The organism is Nocardia ninae NBRC 108245 (assembly GCF_007990755.1).
GTDB classification, from domain to species: domain Bacteria; phylum Actinomycetota; class Actinomycetes; order Mycobacteriales; family Mycobacteriaceae; genus Nocardia; species Nocardia ninae.
In genome coordinates, this window is the sequence record NZ_BJXA01000095.1 from 1 (window position 1) to 21,034 (window position 21,034).

The 21,034-nt window shown below is 68.1% G+C and carries 18 protein-coding genes; 4 read left to right on the plus strand and 14 right to left on the minus strand.

Annotated elements, in window-relative coordinates:
* Nucleotides 1–894 (minus strand): amidohydrolase family protein (locus NN4_RS39075; RefSeq protein WP_147141875.1); only part of this gene is annotated, 894 nt, incomplete at its 3' end.
* A 309-nt stretch (nt 895–1,203) separates the two neighbouring features.
* Between NN4_RS39075 and NN4_RS39080 the strand changes: the two genes are divergently transcribed.
* Nucleotides 1,204–2,697, plus strand: a complete 1,494-nt coding sequence (locus NN4_RS39080) for a mannitol dehydrogenase family protein (RefSeq protein ID WP_147141878.1) — start codon at nt 1,204–1,206, stop codon at nt 2,695–2,697.
* 1 nt (nt 2,698) lies between these two features.
* Here NN4_RS39080 and NN4_RS39085 read toward each other — a convergent pair whose 3' ends face one another.
* Nucleotides 2,699–3,457 carry an acyl-[acyl-carrier-protein] thioesterase gene (locus tag NN4_RS39085; RefSeq protein ID WP_147141880.1) on the minus strand — a complete coding sequence of 253 codons (759 nt, stop codon included), beginning with the start codon at nt 3,455–3,457 and terminating at the stop codon, nt 2,699–2,701.
* A 215-nt stretch (nt 3,458–3,672) separates the two neighbouring features.
* Here NN4_RS39085 and NN4_RS39090 point away from each other — a divergent pair, with 215 nt between their 5' ends.
* Nucleotides 3,673–4,557, plus strand: coding sequence for a YobF C-terminal domain-containing protein (locus tag NN4_RS39090; protein ID WP_147141882.1), 885 nt, complete (start codon nt 3,673–3,675; stop codon nt 4,555–4,557).
* Nucleotides 4,558–4,622: 65 nt separating this feature from the next.
* Here NN4_RS39090 and der read toward each other — a convergent pair whose 3' ends face one another.
* The 12 genes from der to steA form a co-directional block, all read right to left on the minus strand.
* On the minus strand, nt 4,623–6,032 hold the full coding sequence (gene der / locus NN4_RS39095; RefSeq protein ID WP_147141918.1) for a ribosome biogenesis GTPase Der: 1,410 nt from the start codon (nt 6,030–6,032) through the stop codon (nt 4,623–4,625).
* Between the two features lie 11 nt (nt 6,033–6,043).
* On the minus strand, nt 6,044–6,787 hold the full coding sequence (cmk, locus tag NN4_RS39100) for a (d)CMP kinase (protein WP_107655414.1): 744 nt from the start codon (nt 6,785–6,787) through the stop codon (nt 6,044–6,046).
* Complete coding sequence (locus NN4_RS47060; RefSeq protein ID WP_371865812.1) at nt 6,787–8,622, minus strand: pseudouridine synthase; 1,836 nt, start codon at nt 8,620–8,622, stop codon at nt 6,787–6,789. Before NN4_RS47060 ends, cmk begins: the two co-directional genes overlap by 1 nt.
* Nucleotides 8,623–8,631: 9 nt before the next feature.
* Complete coding sequence (gene scpB, locus NN4_RS39110; RefSeq protein ID WP_415842872.1) at nt 8,632–9,489, minus strand: SMC-Scp complex subunit ScpB; 858 nt, start codon at nt 9,487–9,489, stop codon at nt 8,632–8,634.
* Nucleotides 9,490–9,578: 89 nt separating this feature from the next.
* A complete protein-coding gene (locus NN4_RS39115) occupies nt 9,579–10,505 on the minus strand; it encodes a segregation and condensation protein A (protein ID WP_147141925.1) in 927 nt (308 codons plus the stop codon).
* A 350-nt stretch (nt 10,506–10,855) separates the two neighbouring features.
* Nucleotides 10,856–11,830, minus strand: coding sequence for a ParA family protein (locus tag NN4_RS39120; protein WP_425574357.1), 975 nt, complete (start codon nt 11,828–11,830; stop codon nt 10,856–10,858).
* A 195-nt stretch (nt 11,831–12,025) separates the two neighbouring features.
* Nucleotides 12,026–12,490, minus strand: a complete 465-nt coding sequence (locus NN4_RS39125) for a cupin domain-containing protein (protein WP_206055062.1) — start codon at nt 12,488–12,490, stop codon at nt 12,026–12,028.
* Nucleotides 12,491–12,701: 211 nt separating this feature from the next.
* The gene (gene xerD / locus NN4_RS39130) at nt 12,702–13,655 is read right to left on the minus strand and encodes a site-specific tyrosine recombinase XerD (RefSeq protein ID WP_147141885.1); all 954 of its coding nucleotides are present in this window, start codon (nt 13,653–13,655) and stop codon (nt 12,702–12,704) included.
* A 13-nt stretch (nt 13,656–13,668) separates the two neighbouring features.
* On the minus strand, nt 13,669–14,331 hold the full coding sequence (locus tag NN4_RS39135) for an NUDIX domain-containing protein (protein ID WP_147141889.1): 663 nt from the start codon (nt 14,329–14,331) through the stop codon (nt 13,669–13,671).
* 4 nt (nt 14,332–14,335) lie between these two features.
* Entirely contained in the window at nt 14,336–16,057 is a 1,722-nt protein-coding gene (gene pyrG, locus NN4_RS39140) for a CTP synthase (RefSeq protein WP_135236135.1), read from the minus strand.
* A 226-nt stretch (nt 16,058–16,283) separates the two neighbouring features.
* Complete coding sequence (locus NN4_RS39145) at nt 16,284–17,228, minus strand: copper transporter (protein ID WP_147141892.1); 945 nt, start codon at nt 17,226–17,228, stop codon at nt 16,284–16,286.
* Between the two features lie 13 nt (nt 17,229–17,241).
* Entirely contained in the window at nt 17,242–18,456 is a 1,215-nt protein-coding gene (gene steA, locus NN4_RS39150; protein ID WP_147141895.1) for a putative cytokinetic ring protein SteA, read from the minus strand.
* A gap of 1,143 nt (nt 18,457–19,599) precedes the next feature.
* On the opposite strand from steA, the gene NN4_RS46435 reads away from it, so the two are divergent.
* Nucleotides 19,600–20,295 (plus strand): M23 family metallopeptidase, encoded by a 696-nt coding sequence (locus NN4_RS46435; RefSeq protein ID WP_308633351.1) that lies wholly within the window; start codon nt 19,600–19,602, stop codon nt 20,293–20,295.
* Nucleotides 20,296–20,440: 145 nt separating this feature from the next.
* Complete coding sequence (locus NN4_RS39160) at nt 20,441–20,860, plus strand: SRPBCC family protein (RefSeq protein ID WP_147141901.1); 420 nt, start codon at nt 20,441–20,443, stop codon at nt 20,858–20,860.
* The last annotated feature ends 174 nt before the right edge of the window (nt 20,861–21,034 follow it).

A 21,034-nucleotide genomic window follows, 5' to 3' on the forward strand; every position in this document is an offset into this window, starting at 1 on the left:
CAGGCCCGCGGTGACGAGCAGCTCCAGCTCGCGGTGCAGCGAGTCGCCGTGCGCGGGTTGGAAGGGGACGCCGGGTTCGGCGTTGGCGTCGCTGCCGGCGAGGACGGGCACACCGGCGGCATGGAGTGTCGCGACGCTGGCGAGGCAGTCGGCGAAACCGAGGATGCCCAAAGCTGTTGCCACGCCCTGCATCATGACCAGGGTGGGCGCGGCGACGCGACCCTCCTCCGCCATCCGGCGCACCGAGTTCGCGGGCAGCTGGCCGTCCATCGGGACGTGGGTGATGATGTCGCCGCCGACGTCCAGCGCCAGCGCGTAGGCGCCCAAAGATGCTGCGTGGATGACGATTCGGAGGTCCTTGGCCCGCGCGGCGGTGACCACCGCTTTGGCGGAGGCTTCGTCCGGGCCACCCTCCCCCGGCGCTTCCAGCACCAATTTGATGTAGTCCGAGCCTGCCGCGGCACGCTCGGCGACCATCGCCTCGGCCGCCTCCGGGCCGTGGATGACCGCGTGCTCGGCCATGCCGGGAATGCGGGCGTGCGTACCGCCCGGACCGATGATCGGCGTTCCCGCACTGCGAATGTCGGTGGTGCCCGGCTGGTTACGTAACGAAGCGAGGTGCTCGGGCGGCCAGGTGGTCATGTCCAGCGCCGTGGTGACGCCGTGCGCGACGAGCTGGTCGAGCGATTCCGGGCCGTGTAGGTGCACGTGGGCGTCGATGAGGCCGGGTAGCAGGATCGCGCCGTGACCGTCGATACTCTCGGCGCCACCGGCATCGGTGCCGATCACCGCGCCGTCGATCACCACCGTGGTCGGCTCGGTCAGCTCCGCGCCATCGAAGACACGGACGTTGCGCAGAGCGGTCTTACCGATCGCTGGGGAGTCGACGGTCACGCAAACCTCCGGTGCGGTAGTCGTGCAGCGGCGAGGGGTGCGACCGCTCCGCTACGGAACGTTAGTAGCCGCCAGTGGATTTGTCCGCACACGAAGTGGTAACGCAGTGTTCGTGCAGAGGCACCGTTCGGTCTCGCGCATGGGGTGGCCGAGCAGCGAATACTGTGCGTGCTGCGAGCCTGACGTCAGCGGGCGGGATGAGACGGTGGTCCTACAAACCTCAGGAAATCTACGCATATGCTCAGCTGGTGAACTACTGCCCTCGCGGGTGGCATCCGAAGTGTGACGCACAACACTGACGGGGTGGTTATGACCAGGGACACGAGCGTTGCACTGCAACCCGCCATCTTGCCGGGACTCGATACCGGCATTGCGGTACCGACTTATGACCGGTCCGGAATCACCACCGGCATAGTGCATTTCGGTGTCGGCGGGTTTCACCGCGCGCATCAGGCGATGTATATCGACCGGCTGCTGGAACGCGGCGAGGCGCGCGAGTGGGGCATCTGCGGCGTGGGCGTGCTGCCCGCCGACCGCCGGATGCGCGATGCGCTGACCGCACAGGACGGGCTGTACACGCTGTCGGTGCTGGCCCCGGACGGCAGCTGGAACACCCGAGTGATCGGCTCGATCGTCGAGTACCTGTACGCGCCCGACGATCCCGAGGCGGTGCTCGCGAAGCTGGCCGACCCGGCCACCCGGATCGTCTCGCTCACCGTCACCGAGGGTGGCTACCACTACTCGGCGACCACCGGCGCGTTCGACGCCGAAGATCCGGATATTCGAGCCGACCTCGCGCCGAACGCGGTGCCCGCCACCCTCTTCGGTCTGATCGTCGAGGGGCTGGCCCGGCGCAGGGCACGGGGTATCGCGCCGTTCACCGTGCTGTCGTGCGACAACATCGAGGGCAACGGGCATGTCGCGCGCACTACGTTCAGCGCGTTCGCCGCGCTGCGCGACCGCGAGCTCGGCGACTGGGTGGCGCGGGAGGTGCGCTTCCCGAACTCGATGGTCGACCGGATCACCCCCGTCACCCCGCCCGAGGCGGCGGCCCAGGTCGCACGGCGCTACGGGGTGGTGGATCGGTGGCCGGTGGTGACGGAGCCGTTCACGCAGTGGGTGCTGGAGGATTCGTTCACGCTCGGGCGACCCGATTACGGTGCGGTCGGCGTGCAGCTGGTCGATGATGTCGCGCCCTACGAGCTGATGAAGCTGCGGCTGTTGAACGCGAGCCATCAGGCGCTGGCGTACTTCGGATATCTCACCGGTTATCGGCTGGTGCACGACGCGGCCCAGGATCCGGCGTTCCGCCGATTCCTCCTGCGCTACATGGACAGCGAGGCGACGCCGACCTTGCGGCCGGTGCCCGGGGTCGATCTGGACCAATACAAGCAGACGTTGCTCGAGCGGTTCGCCAATCCGGCGATCGGCGACACCGTGGCGCGGCTCTGTGCGGAGTCCTCGGATCGGATACCGAAGTGGGTGCTGCCGGTGGTGCGGCAGCGGCTGGCCGAGGACGGCGAGATCACCTGCGCGGCAGCGATTGTCGCGAGCTGGGCACGCTATGCGGAGGGCGTCGACGAGCACGGCGAACCGATCGAGATCGTGGACCGGCTGCGCGATCGGTTGATCCCGCTGGCTCGCCGCCAGCGGGACGATCGCACCGCATTCCTCAGGGACCGTTCGGTTTTCGGCGATCTGATCGACGAACCGCGGTTCGTGAGCGCCTATGTGGCGGCGCTGGATTCGTTGTACGCCAAGGGTGCCCGGGCCACCGTCGCGGAGCTGGCCGGGCCCGCCTGAGCTAGATGGGCAGGACCCGGGTCACCGCGTGGGTCTCGTCGCCGACGGCGAACCAGATGTCGAGGACGGAGCCCGCCCGATGGGCGACGAGTTCGACGAGATCGCCGGACCGCAGCGGCTTGGCGTACTCGATGATCGCGCGGTGCGCACCCGACTTCAGGTCGTCGTGGTCGGCCAGGACTTCTTCGACGCCGCTCAGGTAGACCGAGTTGTTGACGTGGTCGAGCATGTCGATATCGGTGATGCGCAGCGGGAACGGGCGCACCTGCACGTCGGCGGTGTCGGCGGTGGGCGCCGGGTCGGTGAGGGCGGCTTTCCAGCGCAGGCGGTGTTCGGTGGTGCTGGCCAGCATGGGCTCCATGAAACGGTCGCTCATCCGGGCGGGCACGCCGGATTCGGTGCCGAAGTGGATCAGGAAGGCTTCGGTCTCCACCAGGCCGCCGCTGCTGCCACAGATCTGCACGCGCATATTGCACCAGCGGTTGGACAGGCCGGAGCACCAGCGGCGCAGGGTGACCCGCTCGCCGAACTGGATCGGCTTGAGGACGTCGATCACCGTACGGCGCACCACCCAGCCGCGGTGGCTGTCGCCGTCCTCGACCGCGTCGAGGTGCTCGAAGCCGATGTCCTGCAGGTAGCGGGCGATGGCGTCGAGCCGGAGGCGTTGGTCGCCGTCGGTATCGGCGAGACGTACCGGCCACCCCGTTTCGAACGGGGTTCCGGCGGGCGGACGTTCCGGCAGCACGCTGGGAATGACCATGGTCGGATAATGCCAGGTCATGGTCGCCGGGCGCGCGTCGGCACGGTCAGCGCGTCGCGCATCTCACACAATCGGCCGGTTGTTGATCGGTCGATCGGGCGGTCGGATCATGATCACCGGCCGGGTGGTGCGGGCTGCCCGGGCGATGCTGTGCCGTCGATCTCGTGGCGCTCGGAGGTTGACCTTGACACGGTGTCAGGTCGTTGGGTGGACGCATGCATCCATACATCGGTTCAGGTCCGTACTGCTACAGCAATTCGCTGGCGATGATGCTCGGGGAGCACGCGCCGGCGACCGGGGTGATCGAGACGTTGACCGGGTCGCCGTTCGGCTTTCAACTGGAGAACGGTTCGACGCCATACTTCGACCCGGTCGGCTGGCATCCGGAGATCGGGTTGGCCGCCGCCATCGAGTTGCTCGGGTGGTCGTGTGTGCGCAGCGACGGCGGGTCCGACGCGGCGGCGCTCGATCGGCTGCGGGCGGCCTGTGCGCAGGGGCCCGCGCTGGCCGGGCCGCTGGAGATGGGCCTGCTGACTTATCGTCCGAATGGCGGAATCGCTATCGGCGCAGACCATTACGTGGTGGTGCTCGCGGTCGAGGACGACACCGTGTTGCTGCACGATCCGCAGGGAAACCCGTTCGCGACGCTGCCGACCGGGGCGTTCCTCGAGGCCTGGCGTGGCGAGCAGGTGACCTATATCGACACGCCGTTCGTCCTGCGCTCGGGCTTCGTGCGGGATCGGGTGGTCTCCCCCATCGATGCGCTGGAATCCGCTATGCCCCAAGCTGTCCAGTCGCTCGAGGACTCTTCCGACGTTGTCGAGAAATTTGCCGAGGTAGTCGGGCGGGGCCTGGACCCTGAGATCCGAAACCTCTTGGCCATCTTCAGCATTCGAGTCGGCACCCGCCGACTGCTGGATGCTTCGGCGAGCTTGACCATGCTCGGCCGCACCGAGGCCGCCACCCTGGCCGCCGCCCAGTCACGCATCGTCGGCAGCCTGCAATATCCCCTGGTCGCCGGCGACGATGCGGCACTGATCGCCACCCTGCGCACGCTCGGTCCCGGCTACACCCGCCTGCGCGACGCACTCATCGGCTGAGCCGGCCGCGCAGGCAAAGAGCCCCGAGAGCAGGTCGCGCTCTCGGGGCTCGGTTCGCGAACTGCCTACCGCTTCTTGGACGTCCGCTCACGCTTCTCGCGGACACGCACCGAGACGCGCACCGGGGAACCGTCGAAGTTGAACTCCTCACGCAGCCGGCGTTCCAGGAAGCGGCGGTAGCCTGCCTCGAGGAAGCCGGTGGTGAACAGGACGAACGTCGGCGGGCGGGTCGTCGCCTGGGTGGCGAACAGGATGCGGGGCAGGCGACCGCCGCGCATCGGGGGCGGGGTCGCCGCGACGACTTCCTTGAGCCAGGTGTTCAGGCGGCCGGTGGAGATGCGCTTGTCCCACGACTCGAGCGCGGTCTCCATGGCGGGCACCAGCTTCTGCACCGCACGGCCGGTGTGCGCGGAGATGTTGACCCGCTGCGCCCACGGCACCCGGTTCAGGTCGCGATCGACCTCGCGGTCCAGTTGCAGGCGGCGGTCCTCGTCCACCAGGTCCCACTTGTTGAACGCCAGCACCAGCGCGCGACCGGAGTCGGCGACCATACTGATCACCCGCAGGTCCTGCTCGGTGATCGGCTCGGAGGCGTCGATCAGCATGATCGCGACCTCGGAAGCCTCCAGTGCCGCCTTGGTGCGCAGCGAGGCGTAGAACTCGGTGCCGTTGGCGTGCGAGACCTTACGGCGCAGGCCCGCCGTGTCGACGAACTTCCAGACCTTGCCGCCCAATTCGACGAGCGAGTCGACCGGGTCGACGGTGGTGCCCGCGACATCGTGCACCACCGAACGCTCGTCGTCGGCCAGCTTGTTCAACAGGCTGGACTTGCCGACATTGGGCTTACCGACCAACGCGACCCGGCGCGGGCCGACGCCGCCGGTGCCTTCGCGCGGGGTCTCCGGCAGCACCGCGAGCACGTCGTCGAGCAGATCGCCGGTGCCGCGACCGTGCGCGGCGCTGACCATCCTCGGCTCGCCCAGACCGAGCGACCACAGCGCGGCCGCCTCGGACTCGACCTTCTGGTCGTCCACCTTGTTGGCCACCAGGATCACCGGAATCTTGCTGCGGCGCAGCATCTTCACCGCGGCCTCGTCGGTGGCGGTGGCGCCGACGACGGCGTCGACCACGAGCAGGATCGCGTCGGCGGTCTGCATGGCGACCTCGGCCTGGCGGGCCACCGACTGCTGCAGACCCTTGGCGTCGGGCTCCCAGCCGCCGGTGTCCTGTACCAAAAAGCGGCGACCGGACCAGTTGGCCTCGTAGGAGATTCGGTCCCTGGTGACACCGGGGACGTCCTCCACGACGGCCTCGCGGCGACCGAGGATGCGGTTCACCAGCGTCGATTTGCCCACGTTCGGTCGGCCGACGACCGCGAGCGTCGGCATGGCCAGCAGTTCTTCGCCGGCCAGCTCACCATCGAGATCGGTGAGCTCCCAGTCGGTTTCGTCACTCCAGATGCCGTCGCCGGCCATCACGTCTTCGGTCACTGGGAACCTCCCGTCCTGGTCGTCGAAATCTGCTGCGCGACAACGCGGTACAGCTCGTCGATGACCTCATCCATGTTCAGGTCGCTGGTGTCGACCAGCACCGCGTCGTCGGCCGGACGCAGTGGGGACACCTTGCGGGTGGAATCGAGGTTGTCGCGCCGCTGCACGTCGGCGAGCACGGCCTCGTAGTCGTCGCCGCGGCCTTCGGCGATGTTCTGCTGGTTGCGCCGGTGGGCGCGGGCCTCGGCCGAGGCGGTCAGGTAGATCTTGGCGTCCGCGGCAGGCAGCACCACGGTGCCGATGTCGCGTCCCTCGACCACGATTCGCTGTGCGGCCGTGGTGATCTCGCGTTGCAGCGCGACGAGCAGATCACGGACCTCGGGCACGGCGGACACCGCGGAGACGGCCTTGGTGACGGCGTCGCCGCGGATCTCCGAGGAGACGTCCTCACCGTCGAGCTGGATGACCTCACGGCGCGGATCGGTGCCGATGGACAGCGGCAACTCCTTGACGGCCGCACCGATGGCGGCGGCGTCGGTGAGCTCGATGCCCGCGCGCAGCACGCGCAGGGTCGCGACCCGGTACATCGCACCGGTGTCCAGGTAGCGGGCGCCGAGCCGGGTGGCAAGGCGGCGCGAGACGCTGGACTTGCCGGTGCCGGACGGGCCGTCCATGGCGACGACGAGCGGACTCGTCCCCGTCAGCTGCCGTGGCGTCTCCACCGGAATCTCCACACCCATCACAACGACACCGCCTCGTAGAGTTTGCCGATTTCACCGCGACCGAGCACGCGCAACGTGCCGGGCCGTTGGTCGCCGAGCGCGACCGGACCGATATTCGTACGCACCAGCCGGGTCACCGGATGGCCGACCGCGTCGAGCAGCCTGCGCACGATGTGCTTACGCCCCTCGTGCAACACAAGTTTCACCAGGGATCGTCCCTCGCCGATTTCGAGCACCTGGAAGCTGTCGACCTTCGCGGGGCCGTCCTCGAGCTCGATGCCGTCCTTGAGCTTCTTGCCGATCGCCTTGTGCACCTCGCCGTTCACCGTGGCGAGGTAGGTCTTGGACACCTCGTAAGAGGGGTGCATGAGCCGGTGCGCTAGATCGCCGTCATTGGTGAGCAGCAGCAAGCCCTCGGTGTCGGCGTCCAGGCGACCGACGTGGAACAGGCGCTGACCGGCCGCGACGCGCTCGGCGACGATGTCACCGACGCAGGGGCGGCCGAGATCGTCGGACATGGTGGACTGCCAGCCCTTGGGCTTGTTCAGCACGATGTGCACGAGTTCCTCGCGCACCATCACGCGGGTGCCGTCCACCCGGACCACGGCGACCTGCGGGTCGATCCGCAGACCCTGCTCGACCACGATGGCGCCGTCGACCTCGACCCGGCCCTGAGCGATCATCTCCTCGGCGGCGCGCCGGGAGGCGACACCGGCCTTGGCGAGGACCTTCTGCAAACGCTCGCCCTCGCCCCACGGCATTTTGGTGTGGCCTTCGGAAGCCGCGGGCTCGACGTGCTGACGCTTGGCCGGCTTGGCGTTGTTCAGCAGAGGTGCGGACTGGGTTTGGCGCTGCGGCTTGGGGTTCTTCTTCTTGCCGGTGGGCGCGGGCTGCGGAGCGCGACGCTGCGGGATACCGCCCTGCGCGGGGCCGCGGCCGGTGGATCCGCCGGGTGCGGTGCCGCGATAAGAGTTGCCGGACTGGGCGTTGCCGCTCTGCCCGCCTTCGGAGCGGCCACGGTAGGCGTTGCCGCCGGAACCTGCCTCGCTGCGGTCGCGGTACGAGGTGCCGCCCTGGTTGGCGCTGCCCTCGGGGCGGCCGCGGTAAGCGTTGCCGCCGGAACCGGCTTCGCTGCGGCTGCGGAACGAGCTGCCGCCTTGCGCGGAGCTGCGGTCGTTGCGGCCCTGGTACGAGCTGCCGCCATCAGCGCGGTCACGGTAGGAGCTGCCTTGCCCGCCTTCGGTACGACCGCGATAGGCGTTGCCACCGGAACCGGCCTCGCTGCGGCCGCGGTATGTGTTGCCGCTGTCGGAGCGGTCGCGGTAACCGCCACCCTGCGCATTGCCATCCCGTGCGCCGCGGTAAGAACTGCCGCCCTGCGCGGAACCGCGGTCGTTGCGGCCCTGGTATCCGCTGCCGCCGTCAGAGCGGTCGCGGTAAGAGCCGCCGCCCTGGCCGGAGCCGCGGCCTTGGTAGGTGCTGCCACTGTCGGAGCGGTCGCGGTAGGAGCCGCCCTGCGCAGAACCGCGGCCTTGGTATGTGTTGCCACCGTCGGAACGGTCGCGGTAGGAGCTGCCTTGCGCGGAGCCACGGTCGGTGCGGCCGCGAGAGGCGTTTCCGCCCTCGGAACGGTCGCGGTAGCCGCTGCCGCCCTGAGCGGAGCCGCCGCGATACGCGTTGCCGCCCTGCGTGTTTCCGCGCGGCGTGCTCGACTGCGCGCCGCGGTAGCCGCCGTCGCCGCGCGATGCGCCGCGGTCGGTCCCCCCTCGAGCACCCGCACCCCGTGCGGGGCGCTGCTCGTCACTGCGTTTCCTACGATCCGGTGTGCCATCTCGGCGAGCGGAATTATTCATTTTGTCCTGTCAATCCTCGCTGCCGAGGTCCAAGTCGGCCTCGGCGGGTTTTTTCAGCCTGGTGTAACGGGGGTCCGTATCCAGGCTCTCGTTGATCTCATCGATCAGGTCGACGCCCGGGAGCAGGGGCGCCAGTGGCGGCAGGTCGGACAGCGACGCGAGCCCGATCCGTTCCAAGAACAACTCGGTCGTGCAGTACATCGTCCCGTTCGTTTCCGGGTCGACGCCCGCCTCGGCGAGCAGGCCCCTGGCCAGCAGCGTGCGCATCACCCCATCGACGTTCACGCCGCGCACCGCGCTGACCCTGGTCCGGGTCACCGGCTGCCGGTATGCCACCACCGCCAGCGTTTCCAAAGCCGCCCGCGTCAACTTGGTGCGGGCGCCATCGAGCAACACCCGTTCCACATACGGTGCGTACTCGCTGCGAGTATAGAAGCGCCAACCGTCCCCGACGAAACGCAGATCGATCCCGCTACCCCGCGCGGACAGTTCCGCGCGCATCTCCCGCAACACCTCATCCACCCGCTCCGTGGTGTCGTCCAACGCCGCCGCCAACTGCTCTACCGGGGCCGGAGCATCCACCACAAGCAACATCGCCTCCAACGCGGACCGGAACTCCGCATCCTCGAGACGCTCGGGGGTGAACTCCGCCACTGTGTTGTTGGCGACTGGTGTCGCGTCGTAGGTGGTCGTTTTCGAGGGGTCGGGTTGCGAGGTGTTGCTGTTCGCTGTTGAGGAGTCGTCCGCGTCCGATTGGTCGGCGTCGGTCGCTGCCGACTCGGTATCGGTGTTGGGAGTCGAGACGTCCGCAATCGCAGGCTCGCCGTCGGCGGACTCTGTCGCGGCCACGGTTTCGTCGGCGGGCATCGAGTCAGCCGGGCGCTCGGCACTGATGGCTTCCGTCGCGTCGACTTCAAGGTCCGTCGCGTTCGAGACTTCAGTGTCCACGGTCTCACTCACCCGTAGTCCTCCTCGATAGTCACAGTGTCCGACGGGTCGGCGTCGGGGGCGTCGTCGCCGATCCAGCTGATGGAGAGTTGGCCGAGGGGGTCGGGTTGGTCGAACTCGATCGTTTTTCCTCGGTACAGCTCCAGCAGGGCCAGGAAGCGGGCGACGATCTCGATCGGCGCTGTGCAGTCGGCGACCAGTTCGCTGAAGGTCGTCCAGCCGCCTTTGCCGCGTTCTTTGAGCCGTTCGAGCACGAACGCGGCCTGTTCGGCGACCGAGATGGCGTGCGAGTGCAGGTGGTCGAGGCCGACCTTGGGTACCGGGCGGGGCCGGAAGGCGGCGGCGGCGATCGCGGCGAACTCGTGGGCGTCTACTCCCAGCGTAACCTCGGGCAGCAGACCGGCGAAGCATTCCTCCAGCCCGACGGCGCGCGGGTAGCGGCGCAGCGCGACGGCCTCTAGCTCGCCGAACAGTTCGGCCACCTGCTTGAACGCCCGATATTGCAGCAGCCGCGCGAACAGCAGGTCGCGTGCCTCGAGCAGTTCGAGGTCCTCGGCGTCGGTCATCTCCCCCGACGGCAGCAGACGCGCGGCCTTGAGGTCGAGCAGAGTGGCTGCGACAACCAGGAATTCGGTGGTCTGGTCGAGGATCTTGTCGGCCCGCAGGGTGGTCGCGGCGGCGTTGGGGTAGGTGCCGTCGGACAGCGCGGCGGTCAACGCCTTGGTGTAGGCGATGAATTCGTCGGTGACCTGATGCAACGCCACCTCGGTGACGTCGAGCTTGCGCGAACTGATCAGCGTCAGCAGCAGATCGAACGGGCCCTGGAAGTTGCTCAGCCGCAGATGGAACCCGGACTTCTCGTCCTTGGGCGCAGCGTCGGCGGATCCGCCATCGCCCGAAGTCGCCGCGCCTGCCGGTGCCTGCCCTGCCGGCACCGCTGTTGCGGGTGCGGAAGCACCGTTCGAAGTCGCCGCTGAATTAGCGGGCGCAGTAGCGACACCGGCGGCGCTCACCTGCGCGGAGTCATCTTCCGGCGATGCGGAGTCGGCTGCCGTATGCGCCGCGGAACCGTCGGTCGGCACAGCAGCATCGGACGTGATCAGCTCCGGCGTCCCCGGGTCCTCCGGCTCACCCTCGCTCGAAGTCACTGTGTCGGCCTGTTCAGGGTCATCCGGACCTGCGTCGGTCCGCTCCAGGAGATCACCCGGTGCGGAGTCTGCGTCGGCGGACTCCGAGCCGGGTGATGAGGTAACTGCTGCGGGTGGCGCGGGGTCGTTGCTGCCGATCACCGGCCGGACCGGTGGATGACTTCCCGCGCCATCGCCCGATATGCTTCGGCTCCACTGGATTTCGGTGCCCACGTGGTGATCGGCTCGCCGGCGACGCTGGCGTCGGGGAACCGGACGGTGCGCGAGATCGCCGCGTCGTAGACCAGGTCGCCGAACACCTCGACGACTCGCGCCATCACCTGACGCGAATGCAGTAGTCGGGCGTCGAACATGGTGACCACTATTCCGTACAGGCTCAGCCGCGGATTAAGCCGGTCGCGCACCTTTTCCACGGTGTCGTTGAGCAGCGCGAGCCCGCGCAGCGAGAAGTACTCGCACTCCATCGGAATGATCACACCGTCGGCGCAGGCCAGCGCGTTGACGGTCAATAACCCGAGCGACGGCTGACAGTCGATGATGATGTAGTCGTACCGATCGCGGATGCCGTGCAGGGCCCGGCCGAGCGAATGCTCCCGCCCGACCTCGTTGACCAGCTGGATCTCCGCCGCCGACAGGTCGATATTGCTGGGCAGCAGATCCATGTTCTCAACCCGGGTCGGCATCAGCACGTCGTCGATCGAACCTTTGGAACCGACGAGCAGGTCGTGCACGGTCAGGTCGAGATCATGGTGGGCCACACCCAATCCCGCCGACAGCGCACCCTGCGGGTCGAGGTCGACCAGCAACACTTTGCGCCCGTATTCGGCGAGGGAGGCGCCGAGATTGATAGTGGAGGTCGTCTTACCGACGCCGCCCTTCTGGTTGCACATGGCGACGATGAGGGCGTCGCCGTGCCGGTCCAGCGGTGGCGGGTCGGGTACCAGACGCAGTGGGCGCCCGGTGGGTCCGAGTGCCGCGTCCTCAGGCACTGGTTCGGCCCCGGTGCCCCACAGGGTTTCGGCCGCGGCCTCCGAGTACGGACCCGAGCGCGCACCCGTAAGCGGCTCCGCCCCAGCACCCATCGGCGGCTCTGCCGCTCCGGCTGATGTCACGATCCGCTGCTCCTTATACGTTCCTGCCCGTTGCCTCGCCGAGCGTAGCGAGGCGGATCAGGCCCGACCCTCGCTTTCGTACGGTCCGACTCTCGTTAGACGCTACCGCTTGCGAGCGTGCAAGTGCCGCGACGCGCGCGGCGTGTTCGCGGCACCACGCCGAGCCCCGAACAGCAAAACGCTACCCCGTATCGCTCAGCGCCACTCCGGGTCACCATCGAAATGCACGTCGAAGCGGTCGTGCAAGTCGTCCATGCTGTCCCATTCCGCCTCCCCGCGGGCGATCCGGCCGAGCTGCCGGAAGTACTCGAACCGGACGATACCCGGTGTCAGCACGGCGAGAAACTCGGCGGGTCCGTCCGCCGACGCGCCGAAAGCGTGCACGGTGCCGGGCGGGACGACGACCAGTCCGCCTTTGCGCACCGCGCTGATTTCGCCGTCGACGAGGAACTCCATGGTGCCGTCGAGGACGTAGAAGATCTCCGTGGATTGCGTGTGGTGGTGCGGGCGAGTGCCATTCGCGCCTGCGGCGAGGACGAGACGGTTCGCGCCGAACAAGCCGTCGGATCGCTCGCTGTCCTCCAGCAGTTGGAAGGACCCGCCGCCGGGCAGCGCCACCGCTTCGACATCGGATTCCTGGACGATGAAAGACTTTGCCACTCAACTCACCTCACGTTTGCGCACGCCGAGCCGCACTGTGCGGACCCCGACACGAAGGGGTTAACTGGACCGCAGTCCGATTTGTTCCCCCGAGCTGAGAGCGGCGTCATGGCGCGATAGGGGGCGAGACGCACAGAGCTTTCGAACGATTCACAACCGCCACACGCCCGCACAGTCCCTGTGAAATCTATGGACGCTCTGACGGACTCAGCTAACGAGCGCGCGGGTGGGCGGTTGCCCAGACTTCGCGCAACGTGTTGACGGTGACCAGGGTGTAGATCTGCGTAGTGGTCACCGACGCGTGGCCCAGCAACTCCTGCACCACGCGCACATCCGCTCCCCCGTCGAGCAGGTGGGTGGCGAACGAGTGCCGCAGGGTGTGTGGCGAGACAGTGGCACCGATACCCGCGCGTTCGGCGGCGGTCTGGAGCACCTGCCAGGCGCTCTGCCGAGACAACCGCCCGCCACGTGCGTTGAGAAAAAGCGCGCCCGCGTTGCCTTTTCCACTGGCAGCGAGCTTGGGGCGCCCCCGAACCAGGTAAGCGTCGACGGCGGCCAGCGCGGGCCTGCCGATCGGCACCATGCGCTGTTTACCACCCTTGCCATGCAGCACCACGGCACGTTCGTCGGTGTCGAGATCGTCGACATCCAACCCGACCATCTCGGAAATCCGTGCGCCCGTGGAGTACAGCAGTTCCAACAGGGCACGGTCGCGCAGCCCACGCGGACCGCCGTCGGTGCCCGGCGCGGCATCCGGATCACTCGCCGAACCACCGCCTGCGGCTTCCAGCAACTTCAGCACCTGGTCGTAAGGCAGCGCCTTCGGCAGCCGGCGACCGGGAGCAGGCGGTTTCACCGCGTGCGCGACATCGGTGGTGGTCATCCCCTCGGCGGCGGCGAAACGATGCAGCCCGCGCACCGCGATCAGCGCGCGAGCCACCGAACCCGCGGCCAGCGGCGGAAATTCAGCGCCGCCGGCCCGCAATGCCATGGTGAACTCCGCGACATCGCCCTCGGCGACCTGATCGAGCGCGGTGATGCCGCGCCCGGTCAGGAAGTCGAGATACCGGCCGAGGTCACGCCGGTAAGCGCCGAGGGTGTTGCGCGCGGCGCCGCGCTCGACCGCGAGATGGTCGAGGTAGGCATCCAATTCCCGCGCGAGCACCGGCCGGCGCCCGTCAGTCCGCGGACTTCTCGGCCGCCTTGCGGCGCAGGAACGCGGTGGGCTGTCCGGGCCACGGCGCGTCGGCCGGCCGCAACTCGGTCTTGCTCGCCCGAGCCGCGGCGAGCGCGAGGACACCGGCGACGGCGGTCGCGTTGACGATCTCCCCGGCGAGCGCCGCGCGCACCGCCTCGTCGACCGGCATGCGCACGATCGAGAGGTCGGCTTCCTCGAATTCCGGCTCCGGCTGGTCGGTTTCGTACAGCCCGCGGGCGCAGTACACCCGCAACGCCTCGTCGGTGAACCCCGGCGAAAGCGCCACGTCTACCAGCACGGCCCATTCCCTGGCCGCCAGTCCGGTCTCCTCGGCGAGCTCGCGGCGTGCGGCGACGAGCGGATCCTCGTCGGGCAGGTCGAGCAGACCGGCGGGCAGCTCGAGCAGCCGCCTGCCGATCGGATGCCGGTACTGGTTGATCAGCACCACGTTGTCGTCGTCATCGATCGCGGCGACGGCGACGGCTCCGTGGTGCTCGATCACCTCGCGCTCGGCGACGTGCCCGCCGGGCATCCGCACCTGGTCGAGGCGCAACGCCAGAATGGCGCCGCTGTAGACGGTTTCGCTGGATACGGTTTCGAAATCGTGGCTGCCTGGTCCGGCGGTGCCACCATCCTGCGTCATCGTGCTACGCCTGGTCCGCCGCGCTCGCGAACTCCTCGTCCGGGATGTCGACCGGAAGCCGCTCGGCCAGCTTGTATTTCAGTGCCGCCGCGACCAGCGCCGCGAACAGCGGGTGCGGACGGGTCGGACGGCTCTTCAGCTCCGGGTGCGCCTGGGTGGCGACGAAGAACGGGTGCACGTCGGCGGGCAGTTCGACGAACTCCACCAGGTGCCCGTCCGGCGAGGTGCCGCTGAACTGCAGCCCGCTCTTGGCGATCCGGTCACGGTAGGCGTTGTTCACCTCGTAGCGGTGCCGGTGCCGCTCGGAAACCTGCTCGCTGCCGTACGCCTGGGCGACCACGGAACCCTTCGCCAGGGTGGCCGGGTAGGCGCCGAGGCGCATGGTGCCGCCGAGATCGGCCTCGCCCGCGACGGCCTGTTCCTGATCGGCCATCGTGGAGATCACCGGATGCGGGGTGTCCGGCTCGAACTCGGCCGAGTTCGCCTCGACCAGACCGACCGAACGCGCCGCCTCGATGACCACGCACTGCAAACCGAGGCACAGGCCGAGCAGCGGAATGCCGCGTGCCCGCGCGTAGCTGATGGCGCCGACCTTGCCCTCGATGCCGCGGATGCCGAAGCCGCCGGGGATCAGGACCGCGTCCACGTCACGCAGCGCCGACTGGGCACCGGCCGGGGTCTCGCACTCGTCCGACGGCACCCAGCGGATGAGTACCTTGGCCCGCGAAGCGAATCCGCCCGCGCGCAACGCCTCGGTGACCGACAGGTAGGCGTCGGGCAGGTCGACGTACTTGCCGACGAGCGCCACCTCGACGGTCTCGCGCGGCGAGTGCACCCGGTCGAGCAGGTCGCCCCACACGGTCCAGTCCACATCGCGGAACGGCAGCCCGAGCTTGCGCACCACGTAGGCGTCGAGGCCCTCGCGGTGCAGCACGCGCGGGATGTCGTAGATCGACGGCGCGTCGGGGGTGGAGATGCAGGCGTCGACCTCGACGTCGCACATCAGCGCGATCTTGCTCTTCAGCGCCTGCGGCACCTCGCGGTCGCAGCGCAGGATCAGCGCGTCGGGCTGGATACCGATATTGCGCAGCGCGGCCACCGAGTGCTGGGTCGGCTTGGTCTTGAGCTCGCCCGAGGGCGCGAGGTAGGGCACGAGCGAGACGTGCAGGAAGAAGACGTTGTCCCGGCCGACATCGTGGCGGATCTGGCGCGCCGCCTCGAGGAACGGCTGCGACTCGATATCGCCGACGGTGCCGCCGATCTCGGTGATCACCACGTCGGGGGTCTGACCGTCCGCATCCGGCGCGCTCATCGCGACGACGCGACTCTTGATCTCGTCGGTGATGTGCGGGATCACCTGCACCGTGTCGCCGAGGTACTCGCCGCGGCGTTCCTTGGCGATGACCGTCGAATAGATTTGCCCGGTCGTGACGTTCGCGTCCCGGGTCAGGTCCCTGTCGAGGAACCGCTCGTAGTGACCGACGTCCAGATCGGTCTCGGCCCCGTCCTCCGTCACGAAAACCTCTCCATGCTGGAAGGGGTTCATGGTGCCGGGATCGACGTTCAAGTACGGGTCGAGTTTCTGCATCGTGACGCGCAGCCCACGCGCCGTCAACAGCTGACCGAGGCTGGAGGCGGTAAGACCTTTACCCAATGAGGAGGCGACTCCACCACTCACGAAGATGTGCTTCGTAGCCGTTCGCGCCTGATTCCGTGTATGACCCACGGGTCTTCACGGTAACACGGATCGGGCGTGGGGAACTAACGCCACGCACGTTTGCTGTTGGATCGCCGGAGTGTTGATCATGCGTCGTGCCGACGGCTGTGAGGGAGGTCGCTGAGTGGGCTGTGCGGTATCGCGGTAGCTCGCGCCGGTGCTCGGCGAATCCGGGGCCGCCGACGAGCTGTGCGTGCCGCCTTCGCACGCGACCTGCGAGCGAAGGCTGACGTTGTCAGCGGGGCATCGCGGCAAGCGTCAGCGAGGTTGCCTTCGCACCGGTGCCGTAACGTCCCGTGCCGCCGTTCAGCTGCTCGCTCAGCGCGAGCACGGTGGTGACGCGGCCGATCTCCCTGTCGAGGTTGTCGACTGTGCTGACCGTGGTGGCGAGCGGTCCGTCGGAGCGGACGACGGCGAGCGGGCCCGGGTTCTCGGCGGCACCGGAGCGCCCCGCGAGCACGACACCCGCGCCCCGCCCACGCAGCGCGCCCGCGAAACGAGCGATGTTGGCACCCTGACTGTTCTCAGCGGATTTCGCCCCGTTGCCGGTGATCACGACCGCCGATTGCGCGGGACGGACCGGGGTGTCACCGTAGGCGAGGAAGCCGCCGCCGCGCAGCGTCTCCAGCACCAGACCCAGTTCCTGCGGAGTGCCGCGGGTTTGCCCGTTGGCCGGATCGAGCAGCAGGACCAGGCCGAGCAGGTCGCCGGCCATGCTGCCCTGATCGACTGCGCCGGTGCGCAATTGGGCGCCCGCCGGGATGACATTGGTGACGGCGGAGCGCATCCGGTCGCCCTCGGTGGCGTCGACGAACGCGTCGGTGAGCGCGATCCGCCCGGTGATCGCGGCGCCCGAGGTTTCCAGCGCCTTGGTCACACCCTCGATATCGGCGGGGTCGGCGTCGGGGGTGGTGAACACCGCGACGCTGCGATCGGCCAGGGTACCGCCGAGGATGCGGCCCGCGGATCCGGCGATGAAGCGGTCGGCCGCGTTCAACTGATCGGTGAGGCGCCGGTTCTGGTCCGACACCGTGTCGACCTGCTGGCGCAGATCCGATTTGTCCGCACGTAACCCCGATAGCAGATCCGCTGCCAGCGTTTGCGAGCCGAGCACCACGCCGATGGCGAGGGCCAGGAAGATCGCCGCGATCGAGATGGCGTGCTGGCGTAACGAGATCATCGTTCTCCCTTGGTCATTTGTCGCCCGCGCCGACCAAGCCCTGCGCCCACAGCGCGAACCGGTCCCAGGTGTCGGCGGCCCAGGCCACGGCGTCGGTGCCGGTGTTGGAGGCGAGCAGCACCACGATCACCGCGATCAGAGCGGCGAGCACCACCATCGCGATGCCGATGCCGGACACCCGGTTTCGGTACAGCGTGGCCACGGCCTTGGCGTCCATCAGCTTGGTGCCGAGCTTGAGGCGGGTGAGGAAGGTCGCCGGGTTGCTCTCCCGGCGGCTGCGGTCGAAGAAGTCGTCGAGCGTGGCGGCGGCGCCCGCGGTGACGATCAGCGACGCGCCGTGATGGTGCGCGAGCAGCAACGCCAGGTCGGCGGGCGCGCCGGAGGACGGGAAGGTGGTCGCGCCGATGCCGAGATCCTGGATGCGTTCCAGGCCCTTGGCGTGACCGTCGGTGTCGGCGGGCAGGATCACCTCGGCACCGCATTTCAGGGTGGCGGAGGTGATCTCGTCCGGATCGCCGACGATGAGGTCGGGGCGGTAGCCCTGCTTCATCAGGGTGTCCGCGCCGCGACCGACGCCGACCATGATCGGCACGTACTCCTTGATGAACGGCTTGAGCCGCTTGAGATCCTCGGCGTGGTCGGGGCCGTCGGCCACCACGACCACATGCCGGTGCTTCATCGCCAGTTCCAGCTCCGGCACGCCGATACCGTCGATGAGCAGGGCGCTTTCGGTGCGGATGAACTCGATGGTGTTGCCCGCGAACGCTTCCAGATGATCAGCCAGGCCGTTGCGCGCCTCGATCATCCGTTCGGCGATGTCGGAGTCGGTCAGCTCGATGCCCTTGACCAGGACCTCGGGATCCTTCTTGATCACCTTGTCGGCGTAGACGACGCCCTCGTCGATGCGAACCTTGACGCCGTCCTTGATCTTGCTGAACGCGTCGGAGCTCACCGTGTCCAGCAGCAGGATGTTGTTCGCCACCAGCACTTCCGGGCCGAGATTGGGATAGCGGCCGGAGATCGACGGCGAAGTATTGATCACCGCGACCACGCCCGCCTCGACCAGACGATCGGCGGTGAGGCGGTCCAGGTCCATCTCGTCGAGCACGACGACATCGCCTGGTCCGACCCGTTTCAGCAGGCGCCGGGTGTTGCGATCAACCCGGGCTATCCCGGAGAGGCCGGGCAGCGTTTCGGTGTTCCTCGACAACAACGCCAGCATCTTCATGGATCCGATGCTGCACGCAAACCCTAAACCGTTGGTGGAGGCGCGCCGTACCACCTACCACATACATCACTGTGACAACACTGACACCACACGCGACACGCGGGAGAACTCGTTGCAAGGAGCGGTTTGTGTCGGCCATCACATTCATACGTTTAGTTCGCGCGCCTAACGAGCATGACCGCTATCGTTTCGTTACCGTCGACCAGCCCCGACGACATCTCGACGTGACGTGACGAAGGACGACAGCGTGATGTGCCTCGAAACCCTTGTGAATACCGGGCGATTGCGCCGTGGACCAGACGTTTCGCCTATATCGGCCGGTTCGGGACAATACAGACAAACACGGTTCGGTCGATGAGCGAGTATCCGGCGCGGGGCGGCAGGCGGGGAGTCAGGGACGATCAGCGCAATTCGGTCAGCCTTCAGCAATGTGATAGCTATTCGATGAGCTGGGTCGAGTCCGCAACGCCGTTCGAGGATCAGTGGGCATCACCGGATGATCAGTGGGCGTCGCCCGAGGATCGGTGGGGCACGCCCCAGAATCTGCCGGAGGATCACTCGACGCAGTCAGCCGACACCTGGCGGGCGACCGGTGCAGCTCGGCCGTCGCCAGCAGGTCAGTGGGCCTGGCCCGAAGACGGATGGGCGTCATCCGAAGATGGGTGGGCCGCACCCGAGAATCCGGCAGAGGAACACCCAGCGCAGTCAGTCGATCCGTGGGCGTCACACGAGGATCGGCCGGCACAGTCCGGCACGGCATGGCCGTCGCCGGACGAGGCTTGGCCGTCGCCGGAGAATCGGTGGTCCGAACCTGCGGATCGGTGGGCCGCACCCGAAGACCGGTGGACCGCACCCGAGGATCGGTGGGCGCGACCAGATACCCAGTGGGCATGGACCGGCGAGGCGTGGGCCGCACCCCAGGACCAGCTGACCTCGACCGAGAACCAGCGGCCGACACCAGAGGATGAGCACGCCCAGCCAGACTCGTGGTCGTCGCCAGAGAATGCCCGGCGGCCGTCAAGGGGTCGGTCCGCGCAGCAGGACGACCGATGGCCGTCGTCGGACGATGAGCGGGCGCCGTCGGCGGATGCGTGGCGATCCTCGGCCGCGGATCGACCCAAGCGCCGCGGCGGCAGGCACCGCATGCCCGCACCGCCGACCGCGTTGAAGGGTCGCGCCGCCATTCTCGCGGTTGCCGCAGGCGCATTCGTCGCTGTCGGGCAGGATCTGCTGGCGGGTAGCGACGAACCGCCGATGGACACCACCGTGGTGCCGATGGCGCTGGGCCAACCGCAGTCGGCGGCCGCGGCACCGGCGGGTACCGAACCGGGATTGCTCGATGAAGGTCCGACCGATCTCGGTCAGTTCAGCGACATCCTGCAGAACGGCAGCAAGGTCGCGGAGGAGCTGTCCGCGCAGGCCGCCGCGAAGCTGCGCCCGCTGTTCACCAAGTTCACCTCCGGCACCTTCACGTCCGGCTACGGAATGCGCTGGGGTGCCCTGCATGCCGGCGTGGATGTGGCCGCGCCGATCGGCACCCCCATCGTCGCGGTAGAAGACGGCACCGTCATCAGCGCCGGACCCGCGAGCGGATTCGGTATGTGGGTACGGCTGCTCGGCGACGACGGCACGATCACCGTGTACGGCCACATCAACACGGCGCTGGTCGATATCGGTCAGCACGTCCTGGCGGGGGACGAGATCGCCACCGTCGGCAACCGCGGCGAAACGACCGGCCCGCACTGCCATTTCGAGGTCTGGCTCAACGGCACCGACCGCGTCGACCCACTCCCCTGGCTCGCGACCCGCGGCATCAGCCTGGGTGCCGAACGTGACTGACACGTTCACCAGCTCTTCACGCGAAGTCGCGGGCGGTCCACGATGCCTGCACCCCACTGTCTGTGACACCGGTTACACAGGGCCCCGGGCCCACCCGGTACTACCTATATGCTGCCCGTCACAGGTAACTCGAAGAGGAGACCCCATGGCCAGCACGACTGTCGACGCCGTCATCGCCGCCCCGCGTGATGTGGTGTATCGGCTCTTCGCCGACCGCGAGAGCATCAGCCCGTACCTTCCGATCAAGGTCAAGCTGACCAAGCCGGGCCTGACCGAGCGCGAAGGCGTCGGCGCCCAGCACCTGCTCGGTGTCGGCCCGCTCGGCGTCACCGAGGAGATCACCAAGCTGGTGCCCGGTGAGCGGATGGAATACAAGATCGTCAAGGGTGCCCCGGTGAAGCGGCACGTCGGCGTGGTCACCTTCACCGACGCCGACAACGGCACCCGGGTCTCCTACACGATGGAGTCCGAGCCCAGCCTGCCCGTGCCCGCCAAAGTGCTCGAGTTCGGATTGAAGAACCTCATCACCCAGTTCATCAAGGCAGCACAGAAGGCCGTGCGCTAGCGGTTCACCGCACAGAGCGTCTACACGTTCCACAGGACGTCCAGCTCCTGTGACTGGTGGACGCTCTGTGAGCTGAACTCCAAAGTCGGAACCAGCTGAGCACCGACAGCGTCAAGCGCTCTGTGCCGCAGCGGCTGCGGCCCGACGGCAGCAAACCAGCAGCTCCTCGGCGTG